Genomic DNA, 13,472 nt, shown 5'->3' with positions numbered 1-13,472 from the left:
GTGACCGACCAAGAAGAGCAGTTCTCCGACGAGCCCAGCCGCGTACGGCAGTTGGTGAGTGAGTTCCTGAGCAGCCAATCGGAGACCGACCTGGAAGTGGACGGGCTGGATGTGAAGCTGAGCCTGGGGGCCGACGCCAAGGATGACTGCGCGGTGTATGACATCGGGGCTCCGCTCAGTTTGGTTGCCGGTTCCGACTACATCCGCGGGCCGAAGTTCATCCTGTACGAGATGGGCCTGCTGTCGGACTTCGACATCGGCTATTACCTGGTCGCGGCCAACGTCAGTGACGTCGCCGCCATGGGTGCGACACCCATCGGTGTACTCAGCGTCATCCGCTACCCGCACGAGCTGAACGATGCGGGGTTCCGGCAGATCATGGCCGGAATCCACCAGGCGTGCACGGATTTCGGCACCCTGAACGTGGGCGGGGACATCGGGAACGCCGAGCGTCTGATCCTTTCCGGAACGGCGCTGGGTGTCTGCCGACCCGGGAAGGTGCTGAAGCGTTCCGGTGCGCGTCCCGGCGATCTGCTGTGCGTCACGGGGCCGTGCGGCCTGCTCGGTGCCGCTGTCGCCTACTTCCCCAGGCGCCATACTTTTCCGAGGACGCTGCCCGCGGATGCCGAACAACGATTACTGCATGGTTGGAAACGGCCCAGGGCCCGGGTCGCCGAGGGCCGGCTGCTGGCCCGAAAACCGTATGCCACGGCATGCCAGGACACCTCGGACGGGCTGAAAGCCACCATCGAGCAGATCATGCAGGCCAGTGGCGTAGGAATGCGGGTGACGGAGAAGGACGTTCCCGTGGACCCCGCGGTTCACCTGGTGGCCGAACTGATGCAGGCGGAACCGTTGGCGCTGGCCATGAGCGCCTCGTCCGATTTCCAGTTGGCATTCACCGTCGCTCCGGAAGATGTGTCGTCGTGCCGGGAGGAGTTCAGCGCCCTCGGGCTGGACTTCTCTGTCATCGGCGAAGTGACCGACGGTGACGCGGCGGAACTCGTGAGCGACGGCGTGAGCCGGCCGCTTCCAGGTGTCGCTTGGAAACATCAGAAAACCGACATCAGTCTGCTGGCGGCGAGGTCACCGGGCTCCCAGGGATGAGAAAGCTGACCGCCAAGCTCACGGACCGACTCATCCTGTTGGCGGCGACGCTGGGCCTGGTGGCCCGCCAGTACGGCTTTCCCAGCACCGATTTCTGGGACCGGGCATCGCACGAGCGCCCTTATCTGCACGTCGCTCTCGTCTGCGTGGTCGGAGTCTTCGGCGCCCTCACCCCGTTCGAGGCCTACTCGGAGCGGGAGAAGGGTGAGCGCCGAGCCGTCCTGCGGCAGCAGGTGCTCACCCACTTCGGCAAGCTGCTGGACATCACCAGACGGGTACAGCCCCCCACCGAGACCGGCGACCTCGGCCTGCACGTATGGCTGATTCGCCGGTCTCTTCGTCATCCACTGAGCGGGTACCTCAGCCGCGTCGCGACGTACCGGCTGGGGAGCACGCCGACTACGCGATCCTTCGCACCCACCAAGGGAGTGGGCGTGGTGGGTCTGTGCTGGAAGCGCAATCAAGAAGTGTCGTGCGACGTACAGACACTGACGGCCCAGCTCACGAACCGACAGCGATTCGAGGCGTACCGGGGCGAGCAGGGAAGCGACGCCGTCATGGGTTTCACCTGGTCAGAATTTGTGCGGGTATCTCATCGAGGGGCTGTCTTCGCGAGTCCCATCAGAGGGCACAAAGGGGCGTTCATCGGATGCATCAGCGTCGATGCCAAGCATGGTCATGACGCCATGAACACAGACGACTTCTGGCACGAGGTGAACTCGTTGTGCTCCCGTATCGGTCACGACGACTTCGATGCCTTATGAGGCGGTCGGATCGGCATGCCCGGCAGCCAGGTCGGTTCAATGACGACCGCCTGCCCGCGCATCGGCGAGCCACCGAACGGCACTCCTCTCCTCTGTCGACTTTTCTGCCCATGCATCCGGGTCACAGTTCGGGACCGCGCGTCGGATGCCTCCTCTGGGGTCGTCGACGTCTCCATAGTGCCGAGGAATTACGTGGATATGAAGATGGTCGACGGTCCTGCCCGCCGCGCGGCCCTCATTCACACCGATCGTGAATCCGTCGGGACGGTACCGCTGAGTGATTTTTTGCCGGGCGACCAGGATAAGAGAATAAGCATCTTCGACTTCTTCCGGCGTGAGGTCGAAGAATGATTCGACATGGCGCTTGGGCACGATCTCCACATGCCCTTGCGCGGCAGGGAAGTTGTCATACCGGATATAAAAAGTATTGTTCTCATCCATGATGCGGTTCACATCCGGCTCCTGAAAGGCGCAAAAAATACAGCCCGCACCCCTTCGACTCCCGTTTTCCATATCCTTGACCCTTTTCCGGCCGCTCGTCAGCCAACGTTCCAGACGCACCGAGCGGAATATACGGCGTCCCAGCCGTCGCGGCAAAGAAACCGCGCCTGCCGTCGTGGTGTCGAGATCTGCGTACCTCATCGTTGGCTCGGCCCTCCAAAGGGAAGTCACGATCGACCAGGTCCAGCGCACTGTATGGGAAATTCTCATCACATCAGCCCCGAAGCTGACGAACAACGTCCCAGAACGTTAGCGAAATCCGCACCGTCGCGCTAGCCGCGCACCGCCCCCGCGATCGTCGGCGTTTCGTTGAGATAGCTCGTCGAAACGTGTTGCCGACGGAACTCCGCTGCCATATTCGGCGAAATCACGTTCGGCGTGCCGAGTCGGAGCAACCCCTCACACGTCTCATATGCTGAAACAGACTTCCCAGTTCCTAAGACGCCTGAGATCGTTGCGGAGCCAGACCGTTCACACGTGAAAGACCGAGCAATGTCCGCACCAGCAGGTCCCGGTTCCGTCCAGACGCCCGTCAATCCGCGGTCGCGGGTGCTCATCGCCAGTCTCATCGGGACGACGATCGAGTTCTACGACTTCTACATCTACGCGACCGCCGCCGTACTGGTCTTCCCCAAGCTGTTCTTCCCGAGCAGCGACCCGACCACCGCGCTGCTGTCGTCCTTCGCGGTGTTCGGTGCCGCGATGGTCGCCCGGCCGATCGGCGCCGTCTTCTTCGGGCACCTCGGGGACCGGCTCGGCCGCAAGAAGACGCTGGTGGTCTCGCTGCTCACCATGGGCCTCGCCACCTTCCTCATCGGTGTGCTGCCCACCTACGCGCAGGCAGGCTGGGCCGCCACCGCGCTGCTGGTGCTGATGCGGCTGGCGCAGGGCTTCGCGCTCGGCGGCGAGTGGAGCGGCGCCGCGCTGGTCGCGACCGAGAACGCGCCCAAGGGCAAACGCGCCCTGTACGGCACCTTCCCGCAACTGGGCGCCCCGCTGGGCTTCATCATCGGCAACGGCCTGTTCCTGGTCATCGGGGCGCTGCTGCCGTCCGCGGCCGGCGCCGACCCGACCCAGCCCTCCGACGCCTTCGTCGACTGGGGCTGGCGGGTCCCGTTCCTGTTCTCCGCGGTGATGGTCGCGATCGGCCTGTGGGTGCGGTCGCGGCTGGTGGAGTCGGCGGTGTTCGCCAGGACCCGGGAGGCCGGCCAGGTCCGGAAGCTGCCGCTGGCCACGGTCGTGCGGGGGCACTGGAGGCAGTTGATCCTCGGCACCTTCATCATGCTGGCGACGTACGTGCTGTTCTACCTGATGACCACGTTCTCGCTGAGCTACGGCCGCACCGCCGAGGACGCCGCCGTGCCGGGACTGGGGTACAGCTACACCACCTTCGTCCTGATGATGATCTTCGGGGTGCTGTTCTTCGCCGTGTTCACCCTGGTCTCCGGCCCGCTCGCCGACAAGTACGGCCGCCGCGCCACCCTGGTCTGCGTCACCGCGGGCATCGTCGTCTTCGGCCTGGTCTGGGTGCCGCTGATCGGCCTGGGCACGCTCGGCGTCGTCCTGTGGCTGGTCCTCGGCTTCACCCTGATGGGCATGACCTTCGGCCCGATGGGCGCGCTGCTGCCGGAACTCTTTCCCACCAGCGTGCGCTACACCGGCTCCGGCATCTCCTACAACGTCAGCTCGATCCTCGGGGCGGCCGTCGCCCCGTTCATCGCGGTGGCGCTGTGGGAGGCGGGCGACGGCTCGCCCTGGCTGGTCGGCGTCTACCTGTCCGCGATGGCGGTCCTGACGCTGACCGCGCTGCTGCTGGGCAAGGAGACCAAGGACGTCTCCCTCGACGACGGCGAGCCCTGCGCCGGCACCGGTGACACCGGCCGGGCCCCGGCCGCCGCCACCGCCTCCTGATCCGACCGGCGTTCACCACCGCCGTACGCCGAGCACCCGCGCGCCCGGCGTACGGCGGTGCGCCTCGGGGCATAACAACAGCCTCCGCCCCCCGGGCACTTCAGCCCCACCGGCATCCGAGGGAGTCCCATGCTGCGCGGCATCGACGTGAGCGGGTACCAGTCCGCCACCTACAGCACGGACGGCCTCTCCTTCGTCTTCATCAAGGCGACGGAGGGCCGCTCGTACGTCAACTCCAAACTCGCGGCCCAGACGGAGCGGGCCCGGGACGCCGGACTCGTCGTCGGCTTCTACCACTTCCTCTGGCCGGGCAACCTCACCGCCCAGGCCGAGTACTTCGTCTCCAAGGCCCCCGACCGCCCCGGCGACCTGCTCGCCGTCGACTGGGAGACCACCGGCGACGGCACCCACGCCAGCAACGCCGAGAAGGACCGCTTCATCCGCAAGGTGAAGGAACTGCGCCCGGACAACCGGGTGGTCCTCTACTGCAACCGGAACTTCTGGCTGAACGTCGACACCACCTCGTACGCCGGTGACGGGCTCTGGATCGCCGACTACGTCTCGGCGGGCAAGCCCCGCATCAAGGCCAGGTGGCGCTTCCACCAGTACACCGACGACCCGCTGGACAAGAACGTCGCCGACTTCGAGAGCAGAGCGGCGCTGCGGGAGTGGGCCCAGGGCGCCTGAGTCAGCCGCGGAAGTCCGCCCCGCGTTCCGGAGAGGCTTCGGCCAGGGCCTTGGTGACGGCCTCCTGGCCGGCCCGCAGGCCGTAGACCGGGGTGCCGGGCTGCTGGCGCCAGGAGTCGTCGAGGCCGCCGGCGTCGACCGTGTCGAAGCCGAGTTCGTCGATCAGGGCGCGGACCTTCGCCTTGGCCGCCTCGTCGTCGCCGGCCACGGGCAGGGCGATGCGGTCGGGGTCGCCGGCCGGGCGGTGGCGGTCGAGGATGTCCTGGGCGTAGGTGCCGTTGAACGCCTTGATCACGGGGTGGCCGAGGTGCCGCTCGGTCCAGCGGCTCTCGGTGAGGCCGTCGTCCTCGATGCCCGCGATCCGGCCGTCGCGCTGCTGCGGGTAGTAGTTGCCGGTGTCGATGACCGCGACACCCTCGGCGGCCTCGGCGAACAGGCCCGAGGGGAGGCCCGGGACCGCCTTCAGGGGGATCGTGACGACCACGACCTCGGCGCCGCGCGCCGCCTCCTCGACGGGGACGGGCCGGGCGCCGGTCTCCTCGGCGAGGGCGGTGAGGGTGTGCGGGCCGCGGGAGTTGGCGACGGAGACGTCGTGTCCGAGGGCGGTGAGCCGCCGGGTGAGGTTGCCGCCGATGTGGCCCGCGCCGATGATGCCGATCTTCATGGGTGACTCTCCTGGCCTTCCGGGTGATGGGGGATGACACGCCGTTGAGGATCGGTAACCGGTCCGGCGGGTGGGCTATTCCTCCGTACGCCCGAACAGGTGGGCGCCCGCCCGGTGACCGGACGGGCGCCCGCCGTGGCCGTCACTTGTTCAGGAACGCCCAGAACTCGTCGAACGACAGGAGCTTGTCGCCGTTCAGGTCGCGGCTGTTGATGATGGCCTCCGCGACGGACTCGGTGACGTTCCAGTCGCCCCCCTGGGCCAGGGCGGTCCTGAACTCGGCCGGGGTGATGAGACCGTCGCCGTCCGCGTCGATCCGGTCGAACTGCTTGCGTGCTTCCTCGATGTCCGCCACCGATCCGCCCCTCATCCTCGTGCTCTGGTCGTGCTGTGGTCGTCGTACTGACGCAGGTCAGATTAACGTTCCGGGCGTGAAGTCGGTGCGGCGGGAGTGTGCGGTGGGACGGACCTTGCGGGGCATCCTGGACGCGGCGGCGCGGGGGGTCTTCCCGCCGGCGGACGGGGGGACGACGGTGGTGCCCCAGGAGTCGGAGCGGGACGCCGGGGTGCTCGCGTTCACGGCGCACGCGGTGGTGTTCACCGACGAGGACCCCGGGTGGGTGCTCGGGGCGCTGGCGGCGGTGGAGTGCGACCCGCTCGCGGCGGCGACGCACGCGGGTTTCCTGACGGCTTTCGCGGAGCGGACGGGACGGACGGCCGACACGGTCGACGTGCTGCTGGTCGGGGGGCCGCTGCCGGGGTCCGCCCCGGTGCGCTGGGCCGGGGCCGGCGGTCCGGGGCACGCGCGGGCGGTCTCGGCGCGGGCGCGGCGGGACGACGTACGGGTGTGGGGCGCGGACGGCGGTGTGCTGGTGCTGGGGCGCGGGGTGGGCGGGCGGCTGGAGGCCGCGGTGGAGGTGGACGAGGAGGTACGGCAGCGGGGGCTGGGGCGGCGACTGGCGACGGCGGCGCGGCACCTGGCCGGGGGCGAGCCGGTGTGGGCGCAGGTGGCGGCGGGCAACGCCCGGAGTCTGCGCGCGTTCCTGGCGGCCGGGTTCCGGCCGGTGGGCTCGGAGGTGCTGTTCCGGCGGCGCTAGCCGTGGCGGGGGCCGTCCCGGTCCGGGACGCGCAGTTCGAACCAGGTGGTCTTGCCGCGGGGCAGGAGGTCGACGCCCCAGCGGTCGGAGAGTTTGTCGACCAGGAACAGGCCCCGGCCGCTGAGGTCCAGGGGCCGCACCGGCATCAGGCAGGGCAGGCCCCGGGAGGGGTCGCGGACCTCGACGCGGACCCAGTGGGGGCGGCGGCGCATCCGCAGGCCGAAGACGCGGGCGCCGGTGTGCCGGACGGCGTTGCCGACGAGTTCGGAGACGAGCAGGACGGTGTCCTCGGTGACCTTGGGGCCGAGGCTCCACTGGCGCAGGACCACCACCTGGGCGAGCCGGCGCGCGGTGGCCGCGGACTCCGGGCGGGAAGGCAGCGGGACCTCGGCCTCCGTGGGGTTGCCGAACAACTCCAGTGCGCGCAGCGCGCGTTCGTCCTCGATCGCCGGGGACCAGCGCGCCGCGGTGGCGCGTCCGGCTCCCCGCGGCTGATCCGTGCCCTCCAGCCCCGCCATTCCCCCATCATGGCCGCCGGGGGCGGTCCCGGGGGCCGTTCCCGGGGAATGCGCGTGCGTCGAGCGCCCGCCCGCCGACAGTCGATCGGCATATGCCAGCGGCAGATCGAAATTCGAAAAGGCGCTGCTGACCTGGGCGGACGATTCGACCGGAGGCTATCGACGGGTTCCCTCGGGGCGGTCGGCGCGAAGGCGCCGCGGGCTGCCGTAAACCGCCCCAACGAGGGAACCGCATCAGATGGCCCGTCAACAGCAACCCCTTCGGGGGGAGATTCAGAGGAACTCCGCCTTCCCGGGCCCGTCCTCGACGAAGCTGCGCATCCCGCGTTCGCGGTCCTCGGTGGCGAACAGGGCGGCGAACCACGTGCGTTCGACGGCGAGGCCGGTCTCCAGGTCCGTCTCCAGGCCGGTGTCGACGGCCTCCTTGGCCGCGCGCAGGGCGGTCGCCGGGCCCCGGGCCAGCCGGGAGGCCCAGGCGTGGGCCTGCGCGTAGACCTCGGCGGCCGGCACCACCCGGTCCACCAGGCCCAGGGCCAGTGCCTCCTCGGCCCCGACCTGGCGGCCGGTGAAGATCAGGTCCTTGGCCCTGGACGGGCCGACCAGCCGGGACAGCCGCTGGGTGCCCCCGGCGCCGGGGATCAGGCCGAGCAGGATCTCGGGCTGGCCGAGCCTGGCGTCGGCGGCGGCGATCCGGAAGTCCGCGCAGAGCGCCAGTTCGCAGCCGCCGCCCAGGGCGTACCCGGTCACGGCCGCCACCACCGGCTTGGGGATGCGGGCGACCGCCGTGAAGGAGTCCTGGAGGGCGCGGGCGCGCAGCACCATCGCCGCGTGGTCCATCGCCCGCATCTCCTTGATGTCCGCGCCGGCCGCGAACACCTTCTCGCCGCCGTAGAGCACCACGGCGCGTACGTCCTGGCGGCCCGCGGCCTCCTCGGCCAGTTCCTTGAGGCGGTCCTGGGTGGCGGTGTCCAGCGCGTTCATGGGCGGGCGGTCCAGGCGCAGGGTGCCGACGCCGTCCGCGACTTCGAGGGTCACTGTCATGCCCAGAGGTTAACGGGCATTAACGGCGCCGGCGAAGGCCGGGCGGACGCGCTCCGGGTCAGGACTTCCACTTCTCCCAGGACATGTTCCAGCCGTTGTACCCGTTGTCCGGGGCGACGGTGGCGTCGTCGGAGTTCTTGACGACGACCACGTCGCCGATCATCGAGTTGGCGAAGAACCAGGCGCCCGGCGCCTTCTCGTCCCAGCCGCCGCGGGTGTCGCGCAGGCCGACGCAGCCGTGGCTGGCGTTGCGGTTGCCGAAGGCGTCGCCGCCCCAGTAGTTGCCGTGGATGAAGGTGCCGGAGGTGGTCAGGCGCATGGCGTGCGGCACGTCCTTGATGTCGTACTCGCCGCCGTAGCCGACCGTCTCGCCGTTCATGCGGGTCACCGAGAGCTTCTCGCTGATGACCATCTGGCCGTTCCAGGTCTCGTAGCCGGGGGCGCCGGTGGTGACGGGGACGGTCTTGACGGTCTTGCCGTCGCGGGTGACCTTCATGGTCAGCTTCTTGGCGTCGACCACGGAGACCTGGTTGCGGCCGATGGTGAAGGAGACCTTCTTGGCCTGCTCGCCGTAGACGCCGTCGCGGCCCTCGACGCCGTCGAGGTTGAGGTCGACGGTGACCTTGGTGCCGGCCTTCCAGTACTTCTCGGGCCGGAAGTCGAGGCGGTCGTTGCCGAACCAGTGGCCCTCGACATCGACGGCCGGTTCGGTCTTGACGCTGATGGACTTCTCGACGTCCTCGGGGTTGGTGATGCCCCGGGTGAAGCGGATCGAGAACGGCATTCCGACGCCGACCTTCGAGCCGTCCTCGGGGGTGAACTCGCCGATGAAGGTGTTCTTCGGCGTCAGTGTGGTGAAGCGGGAGTCCTCCGCCGCCGTGCGGCCCTCGGCGTCCTTGGCGACCGCGTGCACGCTGTACGTGGTGGAGGCGGCCAGGTGGGTGGACGGCGTCCAGGTGGCGCCGTCCCCGGATATCTTCCCGTCGACCCGCTGGCCCTCGGCGTCCTTGACCTCGACCTCGGTCAGTCTGCCCTTGGCGGCGGCGACCTTGAGGGCGCCGCTGGTGTCCACCGACTTGGCCCCGTTCCCGGGGGCGATGGTGACCACGGCTTCGGACTGCTCGCTGCGGGCGGCGGTGGAGTCCGTGCCCCCGCCCTTGCCGGACCCGGACGACCCGCCGGAGTCCGACCCTCCCCCGCCGCACGCGGTGACCGCCAGCAGCAGCGTTCCGACGATCAGTGCCGGCAGCCTCCCGCCGTTCCGCCCCCGTATGCCCGCCGACGTCCCCGATATCGGACGCACGTTCACCTTGTCTCCCCTCGCCGGGCCCGGTCCGGCCCGCACCCCTGGTGCGCCTGCGCGCACCGGCGCATAGTAACCGCAGGCCAAAGGCATACTGGAGGGGGCAACTGTCACCGTTGTGTACCGAGTTCGGGCCGGGGCGGCGGGGTCAGTACAGCGCGCTGCCCGCCCGCCACGCCCGCCAGCTCATGTTCCAGCCACCGAGCCCGTTGCCGGGGGAGACCTTCCTGTCCTTGCTGCGGACCACCTCCACGACATCGCCGACGAGGCTGCGGTCGAAGAACCAGCCGGCCGGGGTGCCCGCCCCGCCGCCCTTGACGTCGCGCAGCCCGATGCAGCCGTGGCTGACGTTGGTCCTGCCGAACACCTCGCGCTCGGCCCAGTAGTTGCCGTGCAGGAAGGTGCCGGAGTCGGTCAGCCGCATGGCGTGCGGGACGTCCTTGATGTCGTACTCGCCGCCGAAGCCGACCGTGCGGCTGTTCATGCGGGTGACGTCGAGCATCTCGGTGACCACCATCTTGCCGTTGTACGTGGTGGTCTTCGCGGCGCCCGCGGTGATCGGCACGGTGGCCAGGAGCTGCCCGTCGCGGCGGACCTTCATGGTCTTGGCGGCGGCGTCCACGACCGACACCTGGTGCCGGCCGACGGTGAAGGCGACCGTCTTGTGCTGGAGCCCGTAGACCCCCGGGGCGCCCTCGACGTCGCGCAGCCTCAGGGCGACGGTGACCTCGGTGCCGGGCTTCCAGTAGTGCCGGGGGCGGAAGTCGAGGCGGTCCCGGCCGAACCAGTGCGGGCGGATCTCCACGGCCGGGCGCGCGGTGACCGTCACGGCGCGTTCGACGGCGGCGCGGTCGGCGATCGCCCGGTTGAACTCCAGGGAGACGATCATGCCGGTGCCGACGGTGGAGCGGTCCTCGGGGGTGACGTAGCCGATGAACCGCTTCCCGGGGACGTACGTCGTGAAGGCGGCGTGCCGGGCGGAGCGGCGGCCCCGCTCGTCCACGGCGACGGCGTCGACGGTGTACCGCGCGGCGAGCGCGAGCCGCTTGTCGTCGGGTTCCCAGCGCCGGCCGTCGGCGGAGATCCGGCCGGGCACCGGGGCCTGCCGGGCGTCCTGGGACTTCACCGCCCGCACCGACTCCAGTCGCCCGGCGGGCACCCGGACGGACAGTTCCCGGCCCGGCCGTACGCCCTTGGCGCCGTCGTCCGGGAAGATGCGGATCAGGTCCTCGGCGGCGGGGGGCTTGCCGAAGACGCCGCCGGGTCCGGTGCCGCCGGCGGAGCAGCCGGCCGCGACGGCCAGCAGTCCCGCCCCTGTCAGTACGGCGGCCAGGCCGGCCCCCGCGCGCCGCGTGCGTCCATGTAGGTGCCTCACACCCACCCGTAACGACCGGTCGGCCCGGGGGAAACGTGAGTGCGAGCCACACGCTGGGAAGAACACTGAGGAGGACGACGCGACGCGGAGCGGCGACCGGGACGCCGTACGCCCTTTTCATCCGTGTTCGCCGGCCGTTCCACGAGCCGCGGGAGGCTGACAGGTGTCCAGCGCAGCCGAGCAGGAGTCGGTGACCGGGAAACCGGCCGCCGCCGAGGGGCGGCCCGCCGCGGTCAACGGCCTGCGGCGGGCCGCCCCGCCGCCGCGGGTGCCCGCGTGGCCGGGTACGCCGGTGCCGCTCGGCGCCCGGTTCCGGACCGGCCCGGACGGGGTGGCGGGCACCAACTTCGCGCTGTGGGCCGGCGGCGCGGAGGCGGTGGAGCTGTGCCTGTTCGACGCGCACGGCGTGGAGAGCCGGGTGCCGCTGACCGAGCTGACGCACGAGATATGGCACGGCTTCGTGCCGGGCGTGCGGCCGGGGCAGCGCTACGGCTACCGGGTGCGCGGCCGCTGGGACCCGTGGACCGGCGCCCGCTGGAACCCGGCGAAGCTGCTGCTGGACCCGTACGCCCGCGCGGTCGACGGCGACTTCACGCTGCCGCCGGAGGTGTACGGGCACGTCCGGGACTGGCCGGAGCGGCATGTCGCCGACACCGTGCGCGACGACCGCGACTCCGCCCCGTACGTGCCCAAGGGCGTCGTCGTCCACGACGACGACGACTGGTCGGACGACCACCGCCCCAAGACGCCGTGGGCGGACTCGGTCATCTACGAACTGCACGTCAAGGGCTTCACCCGGCGCCACCCCGGCGTCCCCGAGCGGCTCCGCGGCACCTACGCGGGCCTGGCCCACCCGGCGGCGATCGAGCACCTGGTGACGCTGGGCGTGACGGCGGTGGAGCTGCTGCCGGTGCACCAGTTCGCGCACGAGAGCCATCTGCTCGACCGCGGCCTGCGCAACTACTGGGGCTACAACTCCATCGGCTACTTCGCCCCGCACGCCGCCTATGCCGCCACCGGCACCACCGGCGGCCAGGTCGGCGAGTTCAAGCGGATGGTCCGGGCGCTGCACGCGGCCGGCATCGAGGTCATCCTCGACGTGGTCTACAACCACACCGCCGAGGCCGGCGAGCTGGGCCCGACACTCTCCCTGAAGGGCATCGACAACCGCGGCTACTACCGCCTCCAGCCGGACGCCCGCCGGTACGCCGACTACACCGGCTGCGGCAACACCCTGCACGTCGTCCAGCCGCACGTCCTGCGGCTGATCACCGACTCGCTGCGCTACTGGGTCACCGAGATGGGCGTCGACGGCTTCCGCTTCGACCTGGCGGCGGCGCTGGCCCGCTCGATGCACGACGTGGACATGCTCTCCCCGTTCCTCGCGGTGATCGCCCAGGACCCGGTGCTGCGCCGGGTCAAGCTGATCGCCGAGCCCTGGGACATCGGCTCGGGCGGCTACCAGGTGGGTGCCTTCCCGCCGCTGTGGACCGAGTGGAACGACCGCTACCGCGACACCGTCCGGGACTTCTGGCGGCACGCCCTGCCCGACGTACGGGAGATGGGCTACCGGCTCTCCGGCTCCAGCGACCTGTACGCGTGGGGCGGGCGCCGCCCGTACGCCTCGGTCAACTTCGTCACCGCGCACGACGGCTTCACCCTGCGCGACCTGGTGAGCTACGAGCGCAAGCACAACGAGGCCAACGGCGAGGGCAACCGGGACGGCACGGACGACAACCGGGCGTGGAACTGCGGCGCCGAGGGCGAGACCGACGACGAGCGGATACGGGCCCTGCGCCGGCGCCAGGTGCGCAACCTGCTGACCACGCTGCTGCTGTCGACGGGCGTGCCGATGCTGGTCGCCGGCGACGAGATGGGGCGCACCCAGGGCGGCAACAACAACGCCTACTGCCAGGACAACGAGGTGGGCTGGGTGGACTGGAGCCTGCTCCAGGACCCGGGCTGGCGGGGCGTGGCCGAGCTGACCGCCCGGCTGATCGCGCTGCGCCACCGGCACCCGGTGCTGCGCCGCCGCGCCTTCTTCTCCGGCCGCGCGCACTCCGCGGACGGGCTGCGCGACCTGGCCTGGTTCACCCCGCGCGGCACGGAGATGACGGAAGGGGACTGGTTCGCGCCCTGCGCCACCCTCGGCATGTACCTCTCCGGGCGGGACATACCGGGCCGGGACGAGCGCGGCGAGGCCGTCGTCGACGACGGCTTCCTGGCCGTCCTGCACGCCGGTGAGCGGCCGGTGCCCTTCGTGCTGCCGGCGGCGCCGTGGGCGCGGCGGTACGAGGTGGTCGTGGACACCGGCCGGGAGGAGCAGGGCGAGGCGCCGGGCGAGTACCACCCGGCGGGGGCGCCGGTCACCGTGCCGCCGCGGACGGTACTGCTGCTGCGGGCCCTGGGCTGACAGCGCGCCGCGTCCGGCGCCCGGTCCCGGCCCGCCGGCGCCCGGACGCGGCCGTCGTCCCGTCGCGGCCGACATTGCGGGTCCGTGAAAT

At 70.5% G+C, this 13,472-nt stretch carries 13 protein-coding genes; 6 read left to right on the top strand and 7 right to left on the bottom strand.

What is annotated here, in order from left to right:
• Nucleotides 1-1,107: a thiamine-phosphate kinase gene (thiL, locus tag ACFY32_RS20495; protein ID WP_359193820.1), complete on the top strand. Its 1,107-nt coding sequence runs from the start codon at nt 1-3 to the stop codon at nt 1,105-1,107.
• Nucleotides 1,104-1,871, top strand: a complete 768-nt coding sequence (locus tag ACFY32_RS20490) for a hypothetical protein (protein WP_359193823.1) — start codon at nt 1,104-1,106, stop codon at nt 1,869-1,871. Before thiL ends, ACFY32_RS20490 begins: the two co-directional genes overlap by 4 nt.
• 36 nt (nt 1,872-1,907) lie before the next feature.
• Here the strand turns inward: ACFY32_RS20490 and ACFY32_RS20485 are convergent, their stop codons facing one another.
• Nucleotides 1,908-2,432, bottom strand: a complete 525-nt coding sequence (locus ACFY32_RS20485; protein ID WP_359193826.1) for an HIT family protein — start codon at nt 2,430-2,432, stop codon at nt 1,908-1,910.
• 432 nt (nt 2,433-2,864) lie between these two features.
• Between ACFY32_RS20485 and ACFY32_RS20480 the strand changes: the two genes are divergently transcribed.
• Nucleotides 2,865-4,283, top strand: coding sequence for an MFS transporter (locus ACFY32_RS20480; protein ID WP_359193829.1), 1,419 nt, complete (start codon nt 2,865-2,867; stop codon nt 4,281-4,283).
• A 129-nt stretch (nt 4,284-4,412) separates the two neighbouring features.
• Complete coding sequence (locus ACFY32_RS20475) at nt 4,413-4,970, top strand: glycoside hydrolase family 25 protein (protein ID WP_359193832.1); 558 nt, start codon at nt 4,413-4,415, stop codon at nt 4,968-4,970.
• Nucleotide 4,971: 1 nt separating this feature from the next.
• Here ACFY32_RS20475 and ACFY32_RS20470 read toward each other — a convergent pair whose 3' ends face one another.
• A complete protein-coding gene (locus tag ACFY32_RS20470) occupies nt 4,972-5,634 on the bottom strand; it encodes an NAD(P)-binding domain-containing protein (protein ID WP_359193835.1) in 663 nt (220 codons plus the stop codon).
• Nucleotides 5,635-5,776: 142 nt separating this feature from the next.
• A complete protein-coding gene (locus ACFY32_RS20465; RefSeq protein WP_359193837.1) occupies nt 5,777-5,989 on the bottom strand; it encodes an EF-hand domain-containing protein in 213 nt (70 codons plus the stop codon).
• A gap of 103 nt (nt 5,990-6,092) precedes the next feature.
• On the opposite strand from ACFY32_RS20465, the gene ACFY32_RS20460 reads away from it, so the two are divergent.
• The gene (locus ACFY32_RS20460; RefSeq protein ID WP_390674908.1) at nt 6,093-6,731 is read left to right on the top strand and encodes a GNAT family N-acetyltransferase; all 639 of its coding nucleotides are present in this window, start codon (nt 6,093-6,095) and stop codon (nt 6,729-6,731) included.
• Here ACFY32_RS20460 and ACFY32_RS20455 read toward each other — a convergent pair.
• From ACFY32_RS20455 to ACFY32_RS20440, 4 genes are all read right to left on the bottom strand, one after another.
• Entirely contained in the window at nt 6,728-7,249 is a 522-nt protein-coding gene (locus tag ACFY32_RS20455) for an ATP-binding protein (protein ID WP_359193841.1), read from the bottom strand. The genes ACFY32_RS20460 and ACFY32_RS20455 overlap by 4 nt on opposite strands.
• Before the next feature lie 273 nt (nt 7,250-7,522).
• A complete protein-coding gene (locus ACFY32_RS20450; protein WP_359193844.1) occupies nt 7,523-8,290 on the bottom strand; it encodes an enoyl-CoA hydratase-related protein in 768 nt (255 codons plus the stop codon).
• Nucleotides 8,291-8,348: 58 nt separating this feature from the next.
• Nucleotides 8,349-9,599, bottom strand: coding sequence for an Ig-like domain-containing protein (locus tag ACFY32_RS20445; RefSeq protein WP_359193847.1), 1,251 nt, complete (start codon nt 9,597-9,599; stop codon nt 8,349-8,351).
• A gap of 142 nt (nt 9,600-9,741) precedes the next feature.
• The gene (locus ACFY32_RS20440) at nt 9,742-10,968 is read right to left on the bottom strand and encodes an Ig-like domain-containing protein (RefSeq protein WP_359193850.1); all 1,227 of its coding nucleotides are present in this window, start codon (nt 10,966-10,968) and stop codon (nt 9,742-9,744) included.
• 163 nt (nt 10,969-11,131) lie between these two features.
• Between ACFY32_RS20440 and glgX the strand changes: the two genes are divergently transcribed.
• Entirely contained in the window at nt 11,132-13,381 is a 2,250-nt protein-coding gene (gene glgX / locus ACFY32_RS20435; protein ID WP_390674907.1) for a glycogen debranching protein GlgX, read from the top strand.
• The last annotated feature ends 91 nt before the right edge of the window (nt 13,382-13,472 follow it).

This window comes from Streptomyces sp. NPDC000134 (assembly GCF_042899225.1).
Lineage (GTDB): Bacteria > Actinomycetota > Actinomycetes > Streptomycetales > Streptomycetaceae > Streptomyces.
The sequence above is the reverse complement of the archived record's forward strand: the minus strand, read 5'-3'. Positions and strand labels throughout refer to the sequence as shown.

Excerpts from the sequence above, each read along its gene's own strand:
- ACFY32_RS20480 (WP_359193829.1), top strand. The coding sequence starts at position 2,865 with ATGTCCGCACCAGCAGGTCCCGGTTCCGTCCAGACGCCCGTCAATCCG.
- ACFY32_RS20475 (WP_359193832.1), top strand. The coding sequence starts at position 4,413 with ATGCTGCGCGGCATCGACGTGAGCGGGTACCAGTCCGCCACCTACAGC.
- ACFY32_RS20455 (WP_359193841.1), bottom strand. The coding sequence starts at position 7,249 with ATGGCGGGGCTGGAGGGCACGGATCAGCCGCGGGGAGCCGGACGCGCC.
- ACFY32_RS20450 (WP_359193844.1), bottom strand. The coding sequence starts at position 8,290 with ATGACAGTGACCCTCGAAGTCGCGGACGGCGTCGGCACCCTGCGCCTG.
- ACFY32_RS20470 (WP_359193835.1), bottom strand. The coding sequence starts at position 5,634 with ATGAAGATCGGCATCATCGGCGCGGGCCACATCGGCGGCAACCTCACC.
- ACFY32_RS20490 (WP_359193823.1), top strand. The coding sequence starts at position 1,104 with ATGAGAAAGCTGACCGCCAAGCTCACGGACCGACTCATCCTGTTGGCG.